Genomic DNA, 21,192 nt, shown 5'->3' with positions numbered 1-21,192 from the left:
GTTTTTCGGGTTTTCCCGTTGCCCTGTGCGTCACAACACGGTAGTAACCGCTACCGGATGCACAGAGCAAGGCGCATGCGAACCAGATGCCTTGCCCGAATTTGCACGCACAGTCCGGAAAGTCTGAAAATATGACCGAACTCGCCAGGAAAGCCCTTCTTCCCGCCGGTTTGCAGGATGTCCTGCCGGTGGTTGCTGCCCAAGAGGCGCAAATCCGCGAAAAGCTGATGGCGAGTTTCGCCCTTGCTGGCTATGATCGCGTAAAAACCCCCTTGGTTGAATTTGAAGAAAGCCTGCTTGAAGGGGCGGCGCCCGAATTGGCAAAGCAGACCTTCCGCCTGATGGACCCGGTTTCGCACCGGATGATGGGTGTTCGGTCTGATATGACCCCGCAAGTGGGCCGCATTGCTGCCACCCGGTTAAAAGATGATCCTCGTCCGTTACGTCTGGCTTATTCCGGGGATGTTTTGCGCATTCAGGGGACGCAGTTGCGCCCCGAACGCCAGTTTGCCCAGGTCGGCGCGGAACTGATTGGCGTTTCCAGTGCTGCGGCAGATACCGAAATTGTGTTGCTGGCCCTTGAGGCCCTTGAAAATATCGGTATGCCTGATGTGTCGGTTGATTTGAATTTGCCGACCCTGCCAACCCGCCTGTTTGAAGCCTTTTCGGTTTCCCCTGATGATCGCGAAAAACTGACCGAAGCGCTGGAGCGCCGCGACGTTGCCGCAATCAAGGCGGCCAACGGCCCGGTAACCGATGTTCTGGTAACTTTGCTGGAGGCCGCAGGCCCGGCCAGTACCGCATTGCCGCGCCTGAAACGGCTTGAATTGCCGTTGGGCGCATCGGAAGATTTGCATCGTCTGGTCGAGGTTGCCGAACGTATTTTAGCATCCGACCTGGATGCCGCCTTGACGATTGACCCGGTTGAAATGGCGGGTTTCCGCTATCAGACCGGTGTCAGCTTTACCATTTTTGGTAAGCATGTGCGGGGCGAACTGGGCCGTGGCGGGCGTTATCGTGCCGGGGGGGCCAGTGGCGAGGCGGCAACCGGTATGTCATTATTTATGGATACGGTGTTACGCGGGCTTGATGCACCGGTATCACCTGCGCGGGTTTATTTGCCCTTGGGTGTTGCCCAGCGCGAAGCACGTAAATTGCGCCATGAAGGCCATGTTACCATTGCTGCCCTTGAAGGGGCGGCCGAAGCCAAAACCGCCGATGCTGCCCGCAAGGAAGCGGCACGGATGGGCTGTGATTTCATTTATCTTGATGGGCGGGTTCAACCGCTGGACGCGTAGGCTTTCGCTGGAGAAGTGAAGCTGTTTTTTATCGCTCAAGGAGTTTTGCGATGACCAATGTTGCCGTGATCGGTTCCCAGTGGGGGGACGAAGGTAAAGGCAAGATCGTTGACTGGCTGTCAGAACGTGCCGATGTTGTCGTTCGTTTTCAGGGTGGTCACAATGCCGGTCATACGCTGGTAATTGATGGCAAGGTTTATAAATTAAGCCTGTTGCCATCAGGTATCGTGCGCGACAAGAAACTGTCGGTGATCGGCAACGGTGTGGTTGTTGACCCATGGGCCTTGCTGGCTGAAATTTCACGTCTTCAGGAACAGGGTGTGACCATCACGCCTGAAAACCTGCGTGTTGCCGAAAATGCCTGCCTGATTTTGCCGCTGCATGGCAATCTGGACAAGGCCCGCGAAGCGGCTGCCACTGGCAACAACAAAATTGGCACCACCGGTCGTGGTATCGGCCCGGCATATGAAGACCGCGTTGGTCGTCGCGCCATTCGTGTTGGCGATCTGGCAGATGAAGAATTGCTGGCAGCCAAGGTTGATAACCTTCTGACCCACCATAATGCCTTGTTGCGTGGTTTGGGCCAGCCCGAAGTGGATGGAGCCGAATTACTGGCGCAGCTCAAAGAAATTGCGCCGAAAATTCTGCCATTTGCCGACACCGTCTGGAAATCGCTTAATCAGTTTAAAGAAGCCGGCAAGCGTATTTTGTTTGAAGGTGCACAGGGTACGATGCTGGACATCGACCACGGCACATATCCGTATGTCACATCGTCCAATACCATCTCCGGTTCTGCTGCAGGCGGGTCGGGCGTTGGGCCGTCGGGTGTTGGTTATGTTTTGGGGATTACCAAGGCCTATACCACCCGTGTCGGCGAGGGACCGTTTCCGTCTGAACTGTTTGATGCCGATGGCGACCGTTTGGGCGAACGCGGCCATGAATTTGGTGTGGTTACCGGGCGTAAACGCCGTTGTGGCTGGTTTGATGCCACTTTGGTGCGCCAGTCCGTTAAGGTGAATGGTATTCACGGTATCGCCCTGACCAAACTTGATGTTCTGGACGGGTTTGACGAGATCAAAATTTGCACCGCCTATGACATTGACGGTGAAATTTACGATCATTTGCCTGCTAACCAGCGTTTGCAGGCCAAGGCAAAGCCGGTTTATGAAACCATTCCCGGCTGGTCGGAAACCACAATGGGCGCGCGTAGCTGGGCCGATTTGCCGGCAACCGCGATCAAATATGTGCGCCGTATCGAGGAATTGATCGAGGCACCGGTGGCGCTTCTTTCAACCAGCCCGGAACGTGACGACACCATCCTTGTTCACGACCCTTTCAGCGCCTAGAATATCTGAATGCCTAGTTGTAAAAACCGCCCGGTAATACGGGCGGTTTTTTGTGTTTAAATGCAAAAGGATAGATGACGATCTTAAGACCTGTCGATAACGTCTTGCCCCTTATGGGTATCGGCAGTATCGTTTGGATTGTTCATGAACAGTTAAACCACGGGTTCGATGGCTGATAACGCAAAGATGCAGCCCGACGATGCACAATCCGGGCTGGAAGTTGGCTTGGATGGCGATATGTCGGGCGATGGTCAGGAAGACCAGATAGCACCGTCACCAGAAACGGCTCCCCCCCGGGGTGCTGGCAATAAGCATATCGATATCGGAAATTTCCGCGTTTTCCCCGATTTGCGATTGCCGGAATTTGATTGTGGCCCTTCGCAGGCCTATGTTGCCGAGGGCATTAAACGCGATGATGGCCCGATTTTTGCGCTGTTAACGGACCCTTCCTTGCCAACGCGATCAGAACTGTTGCGTGTTTTGTCCGGTGTTCGGGTGTCAGGCCAGCTTGATTTGCTGGATTATGAAATTGTTTATTGGCCCCCGCTGGACCGCAGCACCATTGTTTGTTTTTACACTAAGCCCGGTGGCAGCAAGGTATTTGTCGATGGAGGCAAAAAAGCCGTTATCGACGAACATGATTTGCCTGTCGCAGTTATTGTACCGGTTATTAATATTCTGACGATTTTGTCGGATAAAAATTTGGCTCATCGTAATTTGCGTGCGGATAATCTGTTTTTTGCCGACGAGCAACGCTCCAGTGTGGTGGTTGGTGACTGTGTATCGTGCCCCCCAGGGTTTGCGCAGCCATTGGTTTATGAACCGATTGACCGTATGACAGCCGAAGCAGCAGGTCGGGGCGGCGGTGCCTTGTCCGATGATTTATATGCGTTGGGTATTACAATTGCGGCCCTTGGTATTGGTCATACGCCCCTGTCAAAGTTTTCCGACAAGGAAATTGTCGAGATGAAGCTGGCGCGCGGGTCATTTCAAACCCTTGCTGCGCATGAAAAGCTGCCCTTAACCCTGATTGAACCGATCCGTGGGTTGTTATGCGATGATTTTGAAGAACGCTGGGGGCTGTCGGAACTAAATAACTGGCTGGATGGTCGCCGCGTGAAACCGGTGCAGGGTAATAGCGACCGGCGTGCAGCCCGTGCGCAAAATGTGGGCGGGCGCGATTATTATACCGCACGTGGCCTAGCCAACGGGATCGCCAATAACTGGGCCGCATCTCTTGCACCATTGCGCGACGGCGTAGTCGAGGTTTGGCTGCGACGCGGCCTGAATGACGCTGAGCGATCCAAGGCGATGTCCGAGGCGATGCGCCAAATGGCGTGGTCGGGCAGTGATAAACGCACTGCGGAAGATGTTTTGGTATCGCGCGGGATCGCGATTTTGGACCCGAACGGTCCCGTACGTCACAAAACGTTTTCGGCAATGCTCGATGGTCTGGGATACATGCTGTCCTATGATGTCCAGCATGGACGCGGGGCGCAGGCGTTTTCCGAAATCGTGGTTCGGGATTTGCCAACATTTTGGTTTTCGCGCATTAGCGGTTTTCGGCCTGAAATTCAGTCCCAGCAGCAGGTTTATAAAGGCCTGCGATATTATATGCAGCAACAAAGCATGGGATACGGATATGAACGTTGCCTGTATGCGCTGGTTAAGAACCAGCATTGCCTAAGCCCGCTGGTGGAAAACGAATATGTTATTCATATCGCCCAGCTGTTGCCCGCACTGGAAAAAATTGCATCGGTAACACCACATAGTAACTGGCCGGTGGACCGGCATATTGCCGCGTTTATCGCAGTCCGGTTGCAAGATGACACCGAACCCCAGTTAACGGCTTTGCAAAACCCCGGTGATGAAGTTGAATTCAGCCGGTCGATCATTAGTTTGCTGGCCCTTGTGCAATGGCGTCACGGCCCCGATAGTTTGCCGCATCTGGGATTGTGGGTGGCGCGCCTGATGGAGCCGGCGACCAAGGTTTTCCATAACAAGGAACGGCGCGAAAAGGTTGAACGCGAAATTCCGAGACTGGCGAAACGCGGTAATCTGGTTGAATTGTACAATCTGATTAACGACGAGAAGGAACGGCGTTTGGACCAGGACGAATTTATCGCTGCCGTCGAAGAATATTCCGCTGCCGATAGCGAAGTTTTTGATCTGGAATCGTCCGGGGCGGCGCGGTTGATTTTGGCCGAACAGATTGGCCGTCAGGTGGCCTCCTTTGCCTCGACCATGATTGCGCTTTTGACTGTTTCGGCCTTGTTCATGATGACGGTCTGGTAAGGGTATCAGGCATGGCAAAGAAAAAAGACAAATCAGCGGGAAAATCGTCCAAGCAGGGTAAAAAGTCGGGCGGATTATCGTTTTTCGCGATTTTGGTCATGGCTGTTTTGCTGTTTATGGTCGCCTTGCCAACTTTTATCACGCTGGTGGTCGGGTTGCTGCCATCGGTGCTGGCATTTTTCTTTGATCGTCACCGGGGGCGGTATCTGGTGCGGTGCGTCTTCGGGTTAAATTTTTCCGGCGTGGCACCTTATGTAATGGAGCTTTGGCGGGACGGGGGGCAAAGCATGGCAATGGCGACCCATCAGTTGCTTGATCCGATGACAATGACAATTATGTATGGTGCCGCCGGCCTGGGGTGGTTGATGTATTTGGCAATGCCGCCGATTGTTGCCAATGTTTTGAATTTAACTGCCCAGCGCCGAACTGTTGAACTGCGTGAACAGCAGCGCGACCTGATCAAGGTTTGGGGCGAGAACCTGATTTCCGAAATTGAAAAAGGCAGCCGCTGAAATTTGCGGTTAAAACCATGTTTCTGATGTAATTTGGCATTTTGCGCTGGCGTTGTGCCTGTGTCTTAGGGTAGCGCCGCATATTTATGCGTGTTGGTATCGCAATGATGCATACAAAAAGAACGGCCGCAATGGCCGCTCTTTCGGCGCTGACAAGAAACGGGAAAACTTGCCTGCGCGGGGTGTGATGGTGTTATCGAAAGGTCAATGACAATTTGCTAACGGTGCTTCTGGCGCAAACTGGGCCGTTAGGTGTGTCGTGCTATAAATATCAGTGGCTTACGTATCACTATCAGCCAGATTGGCGCCCCGTTGATCGGGTTGGACCAACGGGGTTTCTTTTTTAGTTGTGCATCGTCTGGCAGATTTTTTCAAATGCACGGACTTCAATTTGACGAATACGTTCGCGCGAAATGCCGTAAGTCATGCTCAGGTTTTCAAGGGTGACAGGCGTTTCACACAGGCGGCGTTGGGTCAAAATATCGCGTTCACGATCATTTAGGCCCGACATTGCCGTTTTCAACAAATTCATGCGCTCAACAAATTCTTCGCGGCGGCCCAGGCGAACTTCCTGATTGTCGTCTTCGCATTCCAGCCAATCAACCCATTCGCCTTCGCCTTCAACCCGAACCGGGGCGTTAAGCGAGTGATCGGGGCCGGCCAAACGGCGGTTCATCATGATCACGTCGTCTTCGGAAACGTTCAGCTTTTCAGCGATGGTTTCAACCTGTTCGGGCGTCATGTCGCCTTCGTCAATGGCCTGCATCTGGCTTTTCAACTTGCGCAGGTTGAAAAACAGTTTCTTTTGCGATGCTGTGGTGCCAATTTTTACCAGCGACCACGAATGCAGAATATATTCCTGAATGGCAGCGCGGATCCACCACATGGCGTATGTGGCAATACGGAAGCCTTTATCAGGGTCAAAGCGTTTAACCGATTGTAAAAGGCCGATATTACCTTCGGAAATCAGTTCGTTGATTGGCAAGCCGTAGCCGCGATAGGACATGGCGATTTTCGCAACAAGGCGCAGGTGGCTGGTAATCAGCTTTTCTGCGGCTTTTTCATCCTGATGATCACGGTAACGTTCGGCTAGGGCTGTTTCGATGTCCGGTGCTAACATCGGATAGCGACGAATACGTTGCAAATAGCCGGTCAAGCCGTCTGGAGAGATCGTCGGTACTGCATTACCCTGTTTCATTGGTGCCTCCCAATGCGCTTGTGAAAAAGTGCATAAATCCCCTAGCACTGAAGATAGGGTATACATAGGTATTAGGAGGCGTCAATATAAAAATAATAATTAAGTATAGATCATGTACAACTTAAGGATAGGTCCAGGGCGGCGTATACGGCTTTCAGATCATCCGGCATCGGGGCTGAGAACGTAATAAAGTTACCCGTCCGGGGGTGCGAAAAGCCAAGAGTTTGCGCGTGTAGCGCCTGTTTTCCGAATGCCGTAAGGGTTGCTTGTGACATTTGGCTAAGATGCCTGACCGAACGAGAGCGACTGTAAACCGGATCACATACAAGTGAATGCCCGATATGAGCCATATGAACGCGAATTTGGTGGGTTCTGCCGGTTGCGAGCTTGCATTTAACGACGGAAGCCAAGGAGTCGGGCCTTTTATCCACTACATTATAATATGTGAGTGCCGGTTTCCCGCCAGATACAAGCACAGCCATCTTTTTGCGGTTACGCGGGCTGCGCCCGATATTGCCTGTGATTTTACCTTCAAGCGCTTTTGGGCATCCCCAGACAATAGCGATATAGGTGCGTTCGATATTTTCCTTGTCTTCAGCAAATAATTTCGAAAGGGCACGGTGCGCCATGTCATTTTTGGCAACCACCATTGCCCCGCTGGTGTCCTTGTCCAGCCGGTGCACAATGCCGGGTCGTTTCACGCCGCCAATACCCGAAAGGCTGTCGCCGCAATGGGCCAGAAGCGCATTGACCAACGTGCCACTTTCGTTCCCTGCGGCAGGGTGTACCACCATGCCCGCCGGTTTGTTGATTACCAGCAGGTCGTCATCTTCATATAATACATCAAGCGCAATGACTTCGGCTTCCGGTGTCGCCGGTTCAGCCGGCGGGATTTGCAAGACCATGTTTTGCCCGGCGCGGACCTTTGCCGACACGCTGTCTTGCACAACGCCATCAACCAGCAAATGGCCATCCGTAATCAGTGCCTTCAGGCGCGAGCGCGATTCCTGGGGCCAGGCCGCGGCCAGTACCCGGTCAAGACGCGCACCGGCATCGTTTGCCTGTGCAGTGTAAACAAGGTTATCTTGAGGGGCAGATGGCAGAGACATGGAACTGGTATTTCATCACTATAGAAGCACAGGAAGAAAACAAAGCGATGCAACAAGACCATTTTGATAATGTCGTGGTTTTGTGCGACGCGGGTTGGCGCAACATAGCGCAAACACCGCCATTTGCAATTCCCGTGCATTCAAGGGGGATATGTGTTTATTCGGGGCTTCACCTTATGAGGTGCTTGCGATCATAATGGTCGTTGTGTCCTGTGATCACGCAGGGCAGGAAAATCAGTCATTTTTCGGAAATATGATGCGCGTTATTAAAATACTTGTCGCTGTAATGGCGTTGTTGATCCTTGTGGGTATCGTTTTGGTTGTTTACGGCTTGCAGCGTGACAAAGCCGCGCGACTGGCAGCAAACGTGCCTGCTCAAACAACATCTGCCCGGCCCTCAGCCCCAGTTGCCGGGAATAACCCGGCCCCGGCACCCGCAACAACGGCAGATCATTTTACAGCCGGTGATGCGGCACCCACGATCGAGCCGTTTGGCACAATTAATGTTGATCTGGCGGCAGATGAAACATTGTTGTCGTTTCGCATTGAAGGTGACCGGGCATTTTTGCATATGACCGGTCCCAAAGGCGCACGCATCATTGTTGTGTCCATGACGGACAAAACGGTGCTGGGACAGATATTGCTGATCAAGCCAAACTAACACTAACAGGAATATTCCCGGGTACCGGATACACCAGAAGCATGGCCGGGCAGGGCAACATTAAATGCCAGAAGATAAAATCGTTATCGCACAGCAGGTGCTTGACGACATATTGAACCATGCGGCGCAAAGCTGGCCGATGGAATGCTGCGGGTTGCTTATTGCAAAGGACGTTGATGATGGCGCACCTGAAAATTGTGTGCGCCCGGTTTTGCGGCATGTCCCGGCACGTAATGTGTCGCCTGATCCGACGATAACCTTTGAAATTGACCCTGCCGTGTTGTTGCGTACGCATCGCACAGTCCGCGCGCAGGGCGAGGATATTATTGGCTGTTACCATTCCCATCCGAATGGCCTGACAGAACCTTCGCGCACAGATTTGGCGCGCGCTGAACAACCGGGATTTTACTGGCTGATTGTTGGCAGCAACGCTGTTAACACCCGCAAATGGGCGGTTTATCAGCGCATGCCGATTTTATCAGACGATGCGGCCCCCAGGTTCTTTCGGCATTGCCACTGGCAGGTTCTGTAAGGGGGTATCTGTATCGGATCCACCCACATTTTCATACTTTCCCCCTTCATTCGGATATTCGGATGGTTTTCCGCGTATGGCTTTATCCGGCTGCCAATCGTTCAAGCGCGCCGGTCTGGCGGGCGAGGCAGTGGTCCAGGTCGTATTTTTGATGAACCAGTTGACGGCCAAGCTGGCGCAACGGTTCGTAGCGGGCCGGATGGTCCAGCACATCGCCAATCTGGCTTGCCAGCAGGTCGGGGTCCCAGAAATCGGTCAGAAGGCCGTTTTTTCCGTGCTGTATTACTTCTTCGACCGGGCCGGTATTTGATCCGATCACCAGTGTTGCACAGCCCATGGCTTCAAGGACCGACCATGACAATACAAACGGGAATGTCAGATACACATGCGCCCGGCTAACCTGAAACAGGGCGATAAGCTGTTCGTGCGGGATTTGCCCTAAAAACACGATCCGTGCCGGGTCCATGCCGGTTTCGTCCATCATGACTTCGCGCCAGGGGCGGCCATCGGGGGCAGGGACGCCGTAACTGACCCCATCCCCACCAGCAACCAGAAACATGGCGTCGGGGTGGGTTTGGGCCACTTTGGCTGCCGCGTGCATAAATTGGGGAAAGCCGCGATAGGGTTCAAGGTCGCGGGAAACATAGGTGATTACAGGTGTATTGCGGTCAATGACCCGACCATCGGGCAGGGTGAATTTGACGCTGGCGTCAGGTTTACAGCGTTGCATATTAATGCCGTCATGACAGACACCGATTTTACTGCGCAACAAGCGCGGATAAGCCGCACGTTGCCATTGTGTCGGGCTGATACCGGCATCTATTTGTTCCAGGGTGACAAGCTGGCTGCTGTTGCGCAGGCGCAGTTGTTTGCGCTGGTTAAGCGATACCTGTTCGCGGGGGTCAAACCCCACGTCGCGTCCCTTGGCATGATAAAAATGTTCGCAATATCCCAATAACGGGGTGTCAGGTAAAACATCGCGGGCAAACATCATGCTGCCCCAGCCAATGTGACCAAACACGATATCGGGTTTGCCTTCCTGTGCCACCAGGGTTGCCAGTGTGTCGGCGGCGTGATGTCCGGTCTGGCTGTGTAAATCAATGTGACTGGCGGGTTTGGTGTGATCGGGAAGGGCATTCGCGGAACGATGCCGTAATACGCGTATGCCGGGCAGTTTTACGTTCATCCCTTCGCAAAGAAAGGACACCTGCCACCCGGCATTTGCCAGGTGGCAGGCGAGATGTACAAATTGTCCCGGTCCGCGACGATGGACAAAGACGATTTTCATCGGCGGTTACGGGCCTCGTTTGTCATCATTGCTGTTGATGCGGGGATGCCGCCGTAACGCAAGGTTTGCGTCCAGAACTCCTCCAGTCGGCGTAATGTATGCAGGGCGTTTTCAAGTTCCGCCTCTCCATCACGTCCGGCAGAAAGGGCTTCGTGGTATTCCTCGTGAAATTCTTGCAGGGAATCGCACAGGTCATGACCTTTTTCGGTCAGTTTGATCCGTGCGGACCGGCGATCACGCGCCATTACCTGACGTTCGATATAGCCGGATTCCACGAGTTGCTTGAGATTATATGAGGCATTCGAGCCCATATAGTGCCCCCGATCCAGCAGATCGCGAACAGAAAGTTCATCATCGCCGATATTAAACAGCAATGCGACCTGAGCCGGGCTGATGTCATCATTCCCCAACCTGATCAGATCGACGCGCAGTAAATCGGCAAAACGCCGATAGATTCGTTCAACAGTATTTGCGAGTTCAAGATGAGTGACGGTCATGGCATTCGATCCGTTATCTGGTCCCAATATAAAGAGGTCGCTATCCGGTTGTTACCGGTATCGGCCAATCGTTTTCGGAAGATAACAGGACGTTGTTCTGTAACATTTTTTGACACGCCCAATCCTTCCTGTAGTTTGCTCAAAATTTTGAAGTAATTTCCAAGAGTATGGCCTTGGTATACTTCTTTGATTTGTGTTTTTACATTGTCCAATCATGAACATTAGATCGACATATTTCGATTTATTTTATTGCATCATGATTTCGCAACTATGTGAGCAGATTGCGGAAAAACTATGACTTTTTGCAAATTGGATGAGATTGGATGCAATTTCGGTCAAAAGGCGCGCCACGCGCCATGACAGCGCGGCGCGAAACACGCCCCGCCCTCGATGCGCCCACATTGATCCGCGAAGCCCGTTTTACGTTCGTGCGCGGCCTGACATGGGCCGGGATCGTTAGTGGTTTCATTAATGTACTACAACTGACCGTGCCGCTTTTCATGTTGCAGGTCCATGACCGCGTGATTAACAGCCAAAGCATGGAAACGCTGAATCTGTTGCTGGTGATCGCGGTGGGTGCCATCATTTTGTATGGCATTCTTGATTTCATTCGCGCCATGACTTTTCAGGAAATGGCAAAGTCATTATTGCGGCGTATGAATTTGCCTGCGATTGCCGCCGCCATGAGTGTCTCGATGGAAAAGGGCTCAACGCCTGGAACCCAGGTTTTACGGGACCTGTCCGATCTGCGGACCTTTATTAATGGCAATACAATCGGTGCGCCGCTTGAAGCCCTGTGGGCACCTATTTTTCTCGGCGTCATGTTTGCCCTGCATCCCTTTTACGGTTTGGCAGGGGTGATCGGCGTGATCATGCTGATTGGTCTTAGTTTGCTGGGCGATGTGTTATCCCGCCGGGTGACAAAGGAAGCCAGCGATGCCAACTTACGCAACATTTCCGATATTGGTTCGTCCATTCCCCATGCTGAAGCCATCGAAGGTATGGGTATGATGCCGGCATTGGCAATGCGCTGGCGTTCGGCACAGCATCATACAACCGAGCTGCTCGACATCGCCAATGCACGTAGCAAGGGCATGTACTCCCTGACACGTTCCTTGCGGTATGGCCTTCAGGTTAGCGTGCTGGCAATGGGTGCTGCGCTTGTGATCAAGGGTGAAACATCACCGGGTGCCATGATCGGCGGTACCGTGATTATGGGCCGGTTGTTGCTGCCATTCGATAACGTAACCCGTGACTGGCGCGGCTGGGTCAATGCGATGTCAGCCTGGCAGCGTATTCGCAGCATCCTTGAACAACGTCAGTCCGAACGCGAAATCGAGCCAACCCCGCGGAGCGAGGGGCCGCTGGTTGTTGATAACCTTGTTTATGCCGTTGGCGGGCAAAGCATGCCCGTCCTTAAGGGCATTTCGTTTGATTTGAATCCTGGTGAAATTCTGGGTGTTATCGGGCCGTCGGCGGCGGGTAAATCAACCTTGTCGCGGGTCATAATTGGTGCGGCCAAGCCAACTGCGGGCGGCGTTTATTTAGATGGGCACAGCACCTATCTTTGGGAACGCGGGTCGTTTGGCGACATGGTCGGCTATTTACCGCAATCGGTGTCGTTGTTAAACGGAACCATTCGCGAAAATATTGGCCGAATGCGCGAGGCTGACCCGCGCAAAGTGATTGATGCGGCCCGTGCGGCCGGTGTGCATGAAATGATTGGTCGGTTGCCGCTGGGTTACGATACCCCGATCGGCTCAGGGCGCTATACCCTGTCGGGCGGGCAAAAACAGCGCATTGCACTGGCCCGTGCGTTATATGGCTGGCCCCGGCTGCTGGTTCTTGACGAACCCAATGCCAATTTGGATGCCGAAGGCGAGGCATCGTTGATCCGGGCCATCCGCACGGCGGCAGAAAACGGGGCGATGGTGGTTCTGATCGCGCATCGCCAGTCGATCATGCGTTATGCCCATAAATTGCTTGTGCTTCAGGATGGGCGGATCAAACAGTTTGGTGAACGCACCGACGTTGTGCAGGCGATTACCGAACAGGGTCATGATGTGAAACCCCTGCCAGATAATGGACGACGTTATGTCGAGACCCGCGGCAAGCTGGAAAACGGAGGTGCGGCATGAACCGTTTAATCAATCTTGATGATCGGGGGAACGTGATTAACCCCGATGCCCCCCAACCGGTCTGGCATCAGGTGCTGGCTGAAGAACGCGATGCGTCAAAGCAAAGTCTGCGCAAGCCGATGATCGCAGGGGCCCTGGTAATACTGGTTGGCTTTGGTGGTTTTTTCTTATGGGGGTTTAATGCCCAGCTTGATAGTGCGGCGGTTGCCTCCGGTTCGGTTATTGTCGATTCGCGCAAAAAAACCGTGAACCATCTTGAAGGCGGCATTTTGAAAAAATTGCTGGTTAACGAAGGTGATCGCGTACAGCAAGGGCAGGTTCTGGCCTTGCTAGATGGCACGCGTAGCCAGTCAGAACTGGAGCAATTGCGTGGTGAGCGTTATGGCCTGCAGGCAAAGTTGGCCCGGTTGCGCGCAGAACAGGACGGGAAAAGCACAATCACTTTTCCCCAAAGCCTTACGTCATCGAAGGAAAAATACGTTGCCGATATTTTGCACGATGAAAAGCGCCTGTTTGATAAACGCCACGAGGTTTATACCGCCAAGCGCGATGCACAGGAAAAACAGATAAAGCAATTTTCCGCCCAGGCCGATGCCCTTGATTCGCAAATCAATGCACGGGGCCATCAGCAAAAACTGGTGAAGCAGCAACTCGATGGTGTGCGCGAACTGGCATCAAAAGGGTATGCCACCCGCACACAGCTGGTGGAAATTGAAAATAACTGGAGCGACCTTGTTGGCGATGCTGGTGAATTTAAAGCCCAGCGCGCCGCAGCCGAACAGGAAAAAGCAGGTGCTGAAATTGAACTGGCATCGATTGAAATGGAATGGCAAAGCGACATTGCCAAATCGATACAGGAAACGCAATTGGCACTGAATGACGTTAATCAACGCATTACGGCCAAGGACGACGTTTTAAAGCGGCTGGAAATCCGTTCCCCGCAAGATGGTATTGTTAGTAATATCCAGATCAGGACCCCTGGCGGGGTGATCAGCCCGGCCCAGCCGATTATGGACGTGATCCCCGATAACGAACCGCTTGAAATTGAAGCGATGATCAACCGGCGCGACATTGACGCGGTTAATATGGGGGCCGATGCCCGGGTACGCCTGACGGCCTATAACCAGCGCCGTTTGTCGCCAATCAATGCCAAAATCAGCTATATTGATGCTGACCAGACGGTCGATGAAAAGCGTGATAGTTCCTATTATGTTGTTCGGGCAAAAATTGACCCCGCCGAACTGGCAAAACACCCCGACATAAAGCTAAGGGCAGGGATGCCAGCCGATATTCTGGTTCTGAACAAGCCCAGAACAGCGATCGATTATTTGCTCGATCCGATTGTTGAGGGTATGGGCCGGGCCTTCCGCGAAGATTGACCAGCCCATGAGAGTTGGCAGGTATTGTATGGCTTAGCATCCTTTTCGGTACTGTTATCTCTTGTGTTTGAACGGCGAATATTGTTTTGCCATGCAATTTGATAAAGGCCAGTCCCTTGCGGGGTTGGCCTTTTCTTTTTTGCAAGTAATTCAAATTTTAAAACAAATATAGATAAAAGTTATGTAAATAATAAAATTAAACAAATCAGTAAAATAATGTAAAAATTACGTCACTACATAATGTCGCCACAATAATACCTTGATAATAACTTCCTATCAAAAAGCAAAAGAATATAGGGTTCCTGTGTGGCCGTTCATTAGGCAATGCATTGAACCTGAGGGAACGGCCAGCCTCTAGTCACACCGAAACCCATATTGGGACAAGAAGGAGGATATGATGGCAACTCTCGAAGGCGGCGCTTACGACGATACGCTGCTCGGGTCACGTTTTAGCGATGTGATCTTTGGTCGCGGCGGTGACGACACCCTGTTTGGACATGGACAGAACGACGTTCTGTTTGGTGAAGAAGGCGATGACCATCTGTTTGGTGGTTCCGGTGACGATGCCCTGTTGGGTGGCGCCGGTCGTGATCTTCTGTTTGGCGGGTCGGGCGACGACCAGTTGCTTGGAGATTCCGGTAACGACATGCTGTTTGGCGGTCATGGTGATGATCAGCTTTTCGGTGGTGCTGATGATGATCTGCTGACAGGCGGCAAAGGCGATGACCTGCTTGATGGTGGCGATGGCCATGATCTTATGCAGGGCGGTGCTGGCGACGACATTATGTTCGGCGGTGCCGGTGATGACCAGATGCTTGGTGGTCAGGGCGACGACCTGATGCAGGGGGGTGACGGTAACGATGTCATGCTCGGCGGTCAGGGCGATGATGTGATGAATGGCGGTGCGGGTAACGACCTGATGATGGGTGGTGCCGGTGACGACGTTATCAATGGTGGCGCTGGCGACGATATGCTGGTTGGTGGCGCTGGTCATGACAACTTTGTCTTCTCTGGTGGCGGCGGCAACGATGTTGTCCTCGACTTCCAGGTTGGGGAAGACATGCTCTCGATTTCCAAGGGCATTAACGACACCGACATTTCGTCGGCTGACGACGTTGCCGCCCGGGCAACGCAGGATGGCGCCAATACTGTTGTCGATCTTGGCAATGGTGATTCCATCACCCTTAACAATGTTGATGCAGACGACGTCCAGGACCACCCGGACCACTTCTTCAACGTACAGTAACGACATAGCAGGATGTTCGCAGCAGCGGCTGCGAACATCCTATTTTATCGTTCCATTTGTAAGGGTACAGGCGCCAAATGCTTGAACTTGCCACGTCTGACGACAGACAATTGTCTGGCGATATGCCGGAAGTTTGCCGGTTGACCCCCGATACACTTATTTTGATCTGGAACTTGCCAACCCGTTTGTGGACAGCCCCCAAACTGGAAGCCCGTGACGGGCGCAAGGTGTCACCCCAGGCCACGTTGCGGTTGCCGCTGGGCAGCGGTGGAACGCGTTTGTTGCGCGTCATTCCCCAGCCCAAAGATGCCCCTTTGTCGTTGCTGGCAGAAGCCGGAACCCTGGGCCGACAGGAAGAAATTACCATCGACCCGGAAGGCGACTTTGACCCGGTTGATGCTTATGCATTGCTTGGCGACGTTACCCCGGCAGGGCGTTTGTCGTTGCTGTCTGCCATGCTGGGCGCATGGGCCAGTATGTTTCGTATGCGGCGCAGTCGCAGTTATACCCAAACCCTGAACCGGCTGGTGGCGCGGATCGTTGAAGATCCGCAGCGGGCCCAGCCGGTTGCGCGGATTTCAGAACATCACATGCTGATGGCCACCACCTTGCCAACGGCCTTTGGCGGAATTGAGGGTACCTATGTGGTGTCGCCAACCGGGTTTTGGCGGTTAACCAATGCCGCCCATGAAGGCCGCGAAACGCCGAACGGGGCCAGGCAGACATTTTTTATTGCAGAACGAAACGGGCTTGAAAACGGCGCCTATCTTGTCATTACCGGCAGCCGGGCTTTGGCCATTCGTCAGCTTGAAGCAAAATCGACATTGCCGTCATTGTCACGCTGGTGGCTGGCGCAGGGGCAGGCGGATGCTGATTTACGTGAATACGCGATTGCTGTGCTGGCACGGGGCGATGCAACATCGCGCAAGGCAGCGCTGGAATTTCAGTTGCGTTGCCCACTGTCGGCGCAGCGTGTAACGGGCGGTGGCGGTTTGCCGTCGGGCGAAGTTGATCTTGCGGTGACCACGGCGCGTGGCACCCTGATTGGTGGCTGGTATCGTGACCCGGTTGAAATGGTGGGCGGGGTTGATCTGCTGGACCACACCGGTACTGAACATAAATTTGAGACTAATTTTCACCGTTATGCAGGTAGCATTGCGCTGGAAGACAAAACGGTTCCGGCAACCGGTTTTATTGGTTTTCATCCGCAGATCAAAAGTCAGGCGCCAATTTTACAACCGCGTAGCGTTTTGCGGCTGACCTCAGGCAGCCGTCATTTAATGGTTCCGACCGCGCAACCTGCTGATCCGGCCGAAGCACGGGCACGAATATTACGCGCCGTTCCGCCGCAGCATTTAACCAATGACATCATGGAAAATTGTCTGGCGCCGGTGATTGGTGACGTGCAGCAAAAACTGCTGGGAAGCATTGGTGAACCAACTGTTCTCGACATTGGCCCGCAACGGAATGATCCGTCAGTATCGATTGTTGTGCCATTATATCGCGTACTGGATTTTCTGCGTGCCCAGGTTGGGGCATTTGCTTGTGATCCCTGGATATCGCAGCATTGCGAACTGATTTACGTTCTGGATTCACCAGAACAGGCCGAACAAACCGAACATTTACTTCGTGGGTTGTATCAGCTTTATGGTGTGCCCCTTCGTTTGGTGGTGATGGCGCGCAACGGCGGTTATGCCCGTGCCTGTAATAGCGGGGCTGCGGTGGCAAAGGCCGACCTGCTTGCCATGTTGAATTCCGATATTATTCCCCATCAAACCGGTTGGCTGGGCACGATGGCCACCCGTATGGGGGGTGCCGACGATGTTGCCGTTGTTGGCCCGAAATTGCTGTTTGAAGATGGATCGTTGCAGCATGCAGGGATGTATTTTGACCGCAATGAACGCGGCCAGTGGCTGAACCATCATTATTACAAAGGCATGCCGGGTCGTTATCGCGATGCCTGTATTGAACGGTCGGTTCCCGCTGTTACCGGGGCATGCATGTTGTTGCATCGCGGTGTGTTCGAGGATGTCGATGGTTTTAGCGAGGATTACGTCATTGGCGATTACGAAGACAGTGACCTATGCCTGAAAATTCGCGCCCAGGGTTTCGACATTCGCTATGTACCCGACGCCGAACTTTATCATTTTGAACGGAAATCGATCTCGACCCATTCCGATTATATGCGTGGTGTCGCAACGCAATATAACGCCTGGCTGCATGCGCAACGCTGGGACGATCAGATGACTGAATTTTCCATGCAAGGTGTGCCGCAACCGGCCGCCGAAGCTGTGACGGGCAGAGGCACATTATGAACAAGATTTTGGCAATTCCCGGTCATCGCCCCGATGTCGATGGGGCCGTGGACCAGGCGAACCGGAAAGTATCAGAATATCCGACCGTGCGTATTACACGGTCACAGGCGCCGGTAAATAAAGCGGATTTGGCACAGGCAAAAGCCCAGCCAGCGAAAAAAACGGAAGATGCAAGAAAAGCGGGTTCCGCGCCACTTGATCGCGCGGCCGCGGCGGCGGCGCAAATGTCCGATGTTGCCCCTATCGGTCCGCCCGCCGCCAGGGACGGTGCGACATTACCCGATGCCGATGGCGGTTTGTTTATTCCAGATACTTCCCTGGGCGAAGGTGTTGACGCCGACGACGAAGACGAAAGCGGAAAAACGGCGGCCACGGGAAAAGGTGGACGTAAAACATCGTCATTTGGTGATTTGACGCCGCGACAGGAAGTTTACCTTGGTGCCATTTGCCGCCAGATCGCCCACAACCGCTTTTTACCAACGCCAACCAAAGATGAAGTCTTTGTGGGTGATGGCGATTATTTGGCAATCGGCGCCGAATTTTTGGGCCATTTTGTGCGCCTGGGCGGGTTAAAACCCACCGAAAGTGTGCTTGATATTGGCAGTGGCATTGGCCGCATGGCGGTGCCGTTAACCCAGTATCTGGTGCCGGGCAAAACCCGGTATCTGGGAATTGACCCGGTGGCAGACGGAATTAAGTGGTGCCAAAAAGCCATTACCCCGGTTTACAGGGATTTCCGGTTTCAAACGGTGGATCTGGCCAACGAACTTTATAATCCCAAGGGCAAAGTAGCCGGTGATAACTGGCAACTGCCAGCCCAGGATGCCGAATTTGATTTTGCCACCATGGTGTCGGTGGTAACGCATTTGCCGCCCGCCGAGGTTGAACGTTATTGCAACGAGATTTTCCGCATTCTGCGGCCCGGCGGCCGGTTGTTTATGACGGCGTTTATTGTGCGTAGTGCCGATGAACTTGCTGCGCCCAAATGTGACCCACGCCTAAGTGGCCTTGTCCGTGAAAAAGACCAGCCGTGCTGGCATTTGCGTGGTGAAAACCCGATGGCAGCGGTGGGCTTTGACAATGGTTATCTGGAATCGGTGCTGGCAAAGGCAGGGTTTGCCTTGCTGCGCAAAGGTTTCGGGGCCTGGCATGGTGATAAGTCCCCACATTACCAGGATATTCTGGTGGCCCAGAAACCCCGCAGGAGCAGCAAATGAACCCGCGTATTCTGGTATTGGCCCATAACCACCCCGATCTTCACCCTGGTGGCACCGAAATATTCGCCCATGATTTGTTTGGGGCCTATAAACGGGCAGGGTGCGACGCGTTGTTTGTGGGGGCCACCAATGACGTGCACCGCACACGTCGCCCGGGAACCAGTTTTCAGGCAGTCAATGACAGCGATGACGAATTGCTGTTCTGGGCCGGGCATTTTGACCGTTTCAATATGTCGCAGACCGACCTTTATGCCGTTGTACCAGCGATGACGGAATTACTGGAAAATTTCCGGCCTGATATTGTTCACATCCATCATTTGGTTTTGTTTGGTATTGAATTGCCGATGTTGATCCGGCGGGTGCTGCCTGATTGTAAAATCGTGATGACATTGCACGATTATTATCAGATTTGCCCGCATGACGGATTGATGATCCACCGGGAAACGCGGCAGCGTTATTTATCGGCTGATGTGTCGGGCGATAATTGCGGCCTTGACGGCATTTCGGCAGACCGGTTTGCCATGCGCGCGGTCAATATACGCAATCATTTGCGTGCGGTGGATTTGTTCCTGTCGCCCAGCCGGTTTTTGCGCGAACGCTACATCGAATGGGGTTTGGACCCGCACAAGATCGAGGTCATTCACAATGGCCGCCCGGCTGTTCGGGCGGTGCGGCGGCGCGAACATGGCACAGGCGGCATGCCCAATGTGTTTGGGTATTTTGGCAACCTTAACCCCTGGAAAGGGGCGGATGTGTTGTTAAATGCATGCCGTAAGCTGATGGATGACGGTGTTGATTTTGAACTGCGCATTCATGGCGGGGCGCCGTTTCAAACCGCGGCCTTTAATGAAAAAATCGACAAACTGTTTGAACAAACCAGCAGCCATGTCGTGCGCCTTGGTGCCTATGACCGCGATGATATTCCCGAATTGATGGCGGCAGTTGACTGGGTTGTGGCGCCGTCGATCTGGTGGGAAAACGCGCCGCTGGTTATTCAGGAAGCGTTTCAGCATGACCGCCCTGTTATCACCAGCAATATTGGCGGCATGGCCGAAATGGTACGCGACGGCATGGATGGTGTTCATGTTCGCCCCGATGATCCCGGTGCGCTTGCGCGTACGATGGCGGATTGTGCCACGAACCCGAAATTGTGGAAAAAACTTTCGGGCAATGTTCGCGCACCCGCCAATATCGACGATGTTGCACAAACCCATCTTTCACGTTTTCGTAACCTGATCCGGCCCGACTTCGTCGCGGCCTGACAAAGGAGATTTCCATGGCAGTTGCACAGGAAAAGACCAAGGATACGACACCCCCCGTAAATGCACAGCAGGCAAAACCTGCGCAACCAGCACAGCCCAGGCCAGCGGTACAGGCGACAAACGCGCAGGCCGGACAAGCCGCCGCACAGCGTGGTTCGCAAGCGGGAAAAACTGTTCAGAAGGCAGACGGCCCACCCGTACTTGAAGGCAATGTTGATGCCATTGACCGCGACCGTTTGTTCGGCTGGGTCTGGTGTCCGCAACATCCTGATGTGCAGATAGACCTGATTGTACGCATGAACGGCCATACCCTGATTAAGGTCAAGGCGGACCGCGAACGGATAGATTTGCGTCGTAATGGTATTGGCAATGGCAAACATGCCTTTGAAATTGAGCTGCCCGAGGCCGCCCTGGCCGCAGTTGACAGTTTAAGTGTGGTTGCAATTACGCCTGAAACCGGTGCTGAAAACCCCTTGCGTATACCATCGCAAACCGAACAGGCGGCCCATTCCGCCATGAATGCCCCGCTTGGCAAAATTCTGGACCGGCTGGATCGGTTACTGGCTGCGCAGCATATTTTGCAAAATGGCCAGCGTGAAGCCGCGAAGCGATTGATTGAATCGTCCAAACGCATGGACGAGCTGGCATCGGCCGACGATGGCATCGAAGCCGGCGTTAAACTGGTGCGCAATGGCCAGGAAGAACTGGCCAGCCGGGTGGAGCAACTTGAAGTTTTTCTGGTGCGTTTTGACAAATCGCTGGGCGGGTTTGACGAGCGATTGGCAGTTTTAAGTGACCGTCATCGCAATGATCTTAAAACACCACTTTTGTTGCTCGCCGTGCTGGTGGGGCTTGTCGGTGGTTTGTCACTTGGCGCGATTGTTTGGTGAGGCTGGCAT

The 21,192-nt window shown here is 53.4% G+C and carries 17 protein-coding genes; 13 read left to right on the top strand and 4 right to left on the bottom strand.

Annotation, left to right across the window (positions count from 1 at the left end):
• Positions 1-131 precede the first annotated feature (131 nt).
• The 4 genes from THS27_RS13010 (at position 132) to THS27_RS12995 (ending at position 5,451) form a co-directional block, all read left to right on the top strand.
• On the top strand, positions 132-1,298 hold the full coding sequence (locus tag THS27_RS13010; protein ID WP_085591510.1) for an ATP phosphoribosyltransferase regulatory subunit: 1,167 nt from the start codon (positions 132-134) through the stop codon (positions 1,296-1,298).
• A 50-nt stretch (positions 1,299-1,348) separates the two neighbouring features.
• Positions 1,349-2,644, top strand: a complete 1,296-nt coding sequence (locus THS27_RS13005) for an adenylosuccinate synthase (protein WP_085591508.1) — start codon at positions 1,349-1,351, stop codon at positions 2,642-2,644.
• Positions 2,645-2,812: 168 nt separating this feature from the next.
• Positions 2,813-4,939: a hypothetical protein gene (locus THS27_RS13000; protein ID WP_085591505.1), complete on the top strand. Its 2,127-nt coding sequence runs from the start codon at positions 2,813-2,815 to the stop codon at positions 4,937-4,939.
• A gap of 11 nt (positions 4,940-4,950) precedes the next feature.
• The gene (locus tag THS27_RS12995) at positions 4,951-5,451 is read left to right on the top strand and encodes a hypothetical protein (protein WP_246832956.1); all 501 of its coding nucleotides are present in this window, start codon (positions 4,951-4,953) and stop codon (positions 5,449-5,451) included.
• A gap of 343 nt (positions 5,452-5,794) precedes the next feature.
• Here THS27_RS12995 and rpoH read toward each other — a convergent pair whose 3' ends face one another.
• Positions 5,795-6,649, bottom strand: coding sequence for an RNA polymerase sigma factor RpoH (rpoH, locus tag THS27_RS12990; protein WP_085591503.1), 855 nt, complete (start codon positions 6,647-6,649; stop codon positions 5,795-5,797).
• Positions 6,650-6,759: 110 nt separating this feature from the next.
• Positions 6,760-7,758 carry an RluA family pseudouridine synthase gene (locus THS27_RS12985; protein WP_085591501.1) on the bottom strand — a complete coding sequence of 333 codons (999 nt, stop codon included), beginning with the start codon at positions 7,756-7,758 and terminating at the stop codon, positions 6,760-6,762.
• Between the two features lie 253 nt (positions 7,759-8,011).
• Here THS27_RS12985 and THS27_RS12980 point away from each other — a divergent pair, with 253 nt between their 5' ends.
• Positions 8,012-8,419, top strand: coding sequence for a hypothetical protein (locus tag THS27_RS12980; protein WP_139835574.1), 408 nt, complete (start codon positions 8,012-8,014; stop codon positions 8,417-8,419).
• A 64-nt stretch (positions 8,420-8,483) separates the two neighbouring features.
• Complete coding sequence (locus tag THS27_RS12975; protein ID WP_085591497.1) at positions 8,484-8,951, top strand: Mov34/MPN/PAD-1 family protein; 468 nt, start codon at positions 8,484-8,486, stop codon at positions 8,949-8,951.
• 82 nt (positions 8,952-9,033) lie between these two features.
• On the opposite strand, the gene THS27_RS12970 is transcribed toward THS27_RS12975, so the two are convergent.
• Positions 9,034-10,239 carry a glycosyltransferase gene (locus THS27_RS12970; RefSeq protein ID WP_085591496.1) on the bottom strand — a complete coding sequence of 402 codons (1,206 nt, stop codon included), beginning with the start codon at positions 10,237-10,239 and terminating at the stop codon, positions 9,034-9,036.
• On the bottom strand, positions 10,236-10,736 hold the full coding sequence (locus tag THS27_RS12965; protein ID WP_085591494.1) for a MarR family winged helix-turn-helix transcriptional regulator: 501 nt from the start codon (positions 10,734-10,736) through the stop codon (positions 10,236-10,238). The genes THS27_RS12970 and THS27_RS12965 overlap by 4 nt, the downstream gene beginning before the upstream one ends.
• Positions 10,737-11,059: 323 nt before the next feature.
• Between THS27_RS12965 and THS27_RS12960 the strand changes: the two genes are divergently transcribed.
• The 7 genes from THS27_RS12960 to THS27_RS12930 all read left to right on the top strand — a co-directional run bounded on the left by THS27_RS12960 (position 11,060) and on the right by THS27_RS12930 (position 21,183).
• Positions 11,060-12,874: a type I secretion system permease/ATPase gene (locus tag THS27_RS12960; protein WP_085591492.1), complete on the top strand. Its 1,815-nt coding sequence runs from the start codon at positions 11,060-11,062 to the stop codon at positions 12,872-12,874.
• Entirely contained in the window at positions 12,871-14,253 is a 1,383-nt protein-coding gene (locus THS27_RS12955; RefSeq protein ID WP_085591490.1) for an HlyD family type I secretion periplasmic adaptor subunit, read from the top strand. Before THS27_RS12960 ends, THS27_RS12955 begins: the two co-directional genes overlap by 4 nt.
• Before the next feature lie 394 nt (positions 14,254-14,647).
• Entirely contained in the window at positions 14,648-15,499 is an 852-nt protein-coding gene (locus THS27_RS12950) for a calcium-binding protein (RefSeq protein ID WP_246832955.1), read from the top strand.
• Between the two features lie 77 nt (positions 15,500-15,576).
• Positions 15,577-17,814, top strand: coding sequence for a glycosyltransferase family 2 protein (locus THS27_RS12945; RefSeq protein WP_085591486.1), 2,238 nt, complete (start codon positions 15,577-15,579; stop codon positions 17,812-17,814).
• Entirely contained in the window at positions 17,811-19,031 is a 1,221-nt protein-coding gene (locus tag THS27_RS12940; protein WP_246832954.1) for a class I SAM-dependent methyltransferase, read from the top strand. Before THS27_RS12945 ends, THS27_RS12940 begins: the two co-directional genes overlap by 4 nt.
• Positions 19,028-20,293, top strand: a complete 1,266-nt coding sequence (locus THS27_RS12935; protein WP_085591484.1) for a glycosyltransferase family 4 protein — start codon at positions 19,028-19,030, stop codon at positions 20,291-20,293. The genes THS27_RS12940 and THS27_RS12935 overlap by 4 nt, the downstream gene beginning before the upstream one ends.
• A gap of 14 nt (positions 20,294-20,307) precedes the next feature.
• Positions 20,308-21,183 carry a hypothetical protein gene (locus THS27_RS12930; protein ID WP_085591482.1) on the top strand — a complete coding sequence of 292 codons (876 nt, stop codon included), beginning with the start codon at positions 20,308-20,310 and terminating at the stop codon, positions 21,181-21,183.
• Positions 21,184-21,192: the final 9 nt, after the last annotated feature.

The organism is Thalassospira sp. MCCC 1A01428 (assembly GCF_002115825.1).
In the GTDB taxonomy this organism is placed as follows: Bacteria; Pseudomonadota; Alphaproteobacteria; order Rhodospirillales; family Thalassospiraceae; genus Thalassospira.
Note: the sequence above shows the minus strand (reverse complement) of the source record. Positions and strands in the feature narration are given on the sequence as shown.